Here is a 2,789-nt window from a genome sequence, read left to right on the forward strand (position 1 = left end):
CTCGGGGTGAGCGCCCGGACCATCCGACGCGACATGGAGCGGCTCCGTGACCTGGGCTACCCGGTGCACTCGACCCGGGGGCTGGCCGGCTACCGGCTCGGGGCGGGAGCGGCCCTGCCTCCGCTGCTGCTGGATGACGACGAGGCCGTGGCGGTGGCGGTGGGGCTCCGCACGGCCGCCGCCGGCGTGAGCGGCATCGAGGAGGCCTCCCTTGGTGCCCTGGCCAAGCTGGAGCAGCTGCTGCCCACCCGGCTGCGCCGGCGGGTCAACGCCGTGCAGGTGTCCACGCTGCCGATGCCTGGCGACGGCCCCGGTCCCCGCGTGGACCCGGCCGTGCTGGTCGTGCTGGCCGCCGCCTGCCGTGACCGCGAGCGGCTGCGCCTGGCCTATCGCGACCACCAGGGCTCGGTGAGCCGGCGCGCCGTTGAGCCCTACCGGCTGGTGAGCTGGGGGCGGCGCTGGTACCTGGTGACCTGGGACCTGGACGGGGAGGGCTGGCGGATCCTCCGGGTCGACCGGGTGGAGCCGGCCACGGTGACACCGACCGGCCAGCGGTTCGCCCCGCGGGAGCTGCCGGAGGGCGGCGACCTGGCCGCCTACGTCTCCCGGCGGGTGTCGGCCGCCGCCTGGCGCTACCACGCCAGCGTCCGGGTCCACGCGCCAGCCGGGCAGATCCGGCGACAGGTCCCGGCGGCGGCCGGCGTCGTGGAGGCGGTCGACGCGGGGACCTGCCTGCTGCACACCGGCGCCGACACCCTCCAGACGCTGGCCGTCTACCTGGGCATGCTGGGTGCCGACTTCCAGGTCGATGCGCCGCCCGAGCTGGTCGCGCACCTCCGCGACCTGGCCGGCCGCTACCGCCGAGCCACCGTCCGGGACGAGACCGAGAGTGGCCCGTGATCCCGCCGCACGCCGCGGCGGGACGGGCGCCTGGCCGTTGAGCCGGCGGGCGGTCAGGCGAGGTGCTGCCCGAACCAGTCGAGGACCTTGTCGTAGGCCTCGGTGGCCGCGGTCTCGTTGTAGCGGGCGCCGGTGTCGTTGAAGAAGGCGTGGCCGGCGCCCTCGTAGGTGACGATCTCGTGGGTCAGCCCGGCCTGCTCGAGCGCGGCCGTGGCCGCGTCACGGGTGGCGTTCACCCGGTCGTCCTGCTCGGCATAGACGCCGAGCACGGCCGCGTTGGGCGAGCCGGAGAAGTCGGCGCCGTCGGGGAGCGGCCCGTAGAACGGCGCGGCCGCGGCCAGGCGCGGCTCGCCCGAGGCCACCAGCAGCCAGGTCATGCCGCCGCCGAAGCAGAACCCGATGGCGCCCAGCTTCTGTCCGGGCGCCCGCCGCTCCAGCTCGTCCAGGCCGGCCCGCATGTCGGCAACGAACCGCTCCTGGGGGGCGCTGGAGAGCGCGGCCATCGCCTCGGCCTCGCCGCCGAGGGCGGCGGTCCCGCCCTCGGCCGAGAGCAGGTCGATGGCCAGGGCCGAGTAGCCGCTGGCGGCCAGCCGGCCGGCGACCGAGCGGATGTGGTCGGTGAGACCGCGGTTCTCGTGGATGACCAGCACCGCCCCGCGCGGCTGGTCGGCCGCCGCCCAGGCGCCCCGGACGGTCCGCCCCTCCGGGCCGGGGAAGGTGATCTCCTCGGTCTCCATCGCCGGGGTCGGGGGCGCGGCCGCCTCGCCAGCGCCGGTGGTGGTGGACGAGACCGGCTCGCCGTCGCCGCCGCAGGCGGCCAGCAGCGCCGAGGCCGCCGGCACGCCCAGCCCGAGCAGGGCGAGCCGCCGCAGCGCCTCCCGCCGCGAGTACAGCCCGTCGGCATGGTCGATCGCCACCTCTTCGGCCAGGTACCGCTCAAACGCCATCGCCGCCTCCTCAGAGCACGCGCTCTGTCCCACCCACCACGGTGAACGGTTCGTTCACCGTAAACGGTCACCAAGGGTTGTGCAGCCAGGCGGCGGACCTCCTGCCGGTTGATCACACGCGCGCCTCGTTTGCGTCTCGGCCGTACCGATCGGCGTGTCTCTGACGCTTCCTACCGAGAGTGTCTATTTCACCTGGGCGGGGGGCCATGCCAGATCGTTGGGTCAATCCTCAGGGCTGGGGGCCGCCTCAGGCCTCACGGCCGCAATCGGCGTCGGATTGGGGGGCGCCACCGCCACGACGGCCCCAGAACGGGGGTCCTTGGTGGCGCCGCTGGTATGTGGTCCTTGCGGCTGCACTGGTGCTCCTCGGGGCGGTCGCGCTCGGCGACGAGGACGAGACCAGCCTGACGGCCAGCCGGTCGGCGGCGTCGCCGACCACCACCCAGCCCTTGGCGACCGTGACCACGACCCCGCCGGCCACGTCGACGTCACCGCCGACGACCATCCCGGCGGTCGAGGTCCCGGACCTGGTCGGCATGCGGCTGGCGACGGCCAAGGGCGCCCTCGCCGACCTGGGGCTCAGGGGAACGGTCAGGTACCGGACAACGGCCCGCCAACCCGCGGGGACCGTGATCTCCCAGTCCCGCCGGACGGCGTCCGGGGTCCGTCCCGGCAGCCGGATCACCCTGGTGGTGGCCAAGGCGCCACCGCCGCCACCGACGACCGCGCCGCCGCCACCGACGACCGCCCCGCGGCCGGACTGCGACCCGTCCTACCCCGACGTCTGCCTCGACCCCGACGCCGCGGACTACGACTGCGCGGGCGGTTCGGGCGACGGGCCCGAGTACGTCGACGGCCCGGTCCGCGTGCGTCCCCCCGGACCCGTTCGACCTGGACCGGGAGGGCGACGGCTGGGGCTGCGAATCCGGCTGAGCGACGCCT

The 2,789-nt window shown here is 75.4% G+C and carries 3 protein-coding genes; 2 read left to right on the forward strand and 1 reads right to left on the reverse strand.

Translation table 11 applies throughout. The features are described from left to right. Window positions 1-900, forward strand: a 900-nt coding sequence (locus tag VF468_31365; GenBank protein ID HEX5882786.1) for a YafY family protein, incomplete at its 5' end; no start/stop codon positions are given. Between the two features lie 53 nt (window positions 901-953). Here VF468_31365 and VF468_31370 read toward each other — a convergent pair. Next, complete coding sequence (locus tag VF468_31370; protein HEX5882787.1) at window positions 954-1,847, reverse strand: dienelactone hydrolase family protein; 894 nt, start codon at window positions 1,845-1,847, stop codon at window positions 954-956. Between the two features lie 359 nt (window positions 1,848-2,206). Here VF468_31370 and VF468_31375 point away from each other — a divergent pair. Then, window positions 2,207-2,789: PASTA domain-containing protein (locus VF468_31375; protein ID HEX5882788.1), on the forward strand; the 583-nt coding region annotated here is incomplete at its 3' end.

It is taken from the genome of Actinomycetota bacterium, from assembly GCA_036280995.1.
GTDB lineage: Bacteria > Actinomycetota > CALGFH01 > CALGFH01 > CALGFH01 > CALGFH01.

What these genes read in the sequence shown, in the direction of transcription:
- VF468_31370 (HEX5882787.1), bottom strand. Translation starts at nt 1,847, where the DNA reads ATGGCGTTTGAGCGGTACCTGGCCGAAGAGGTGGCGATCGACCATGCC.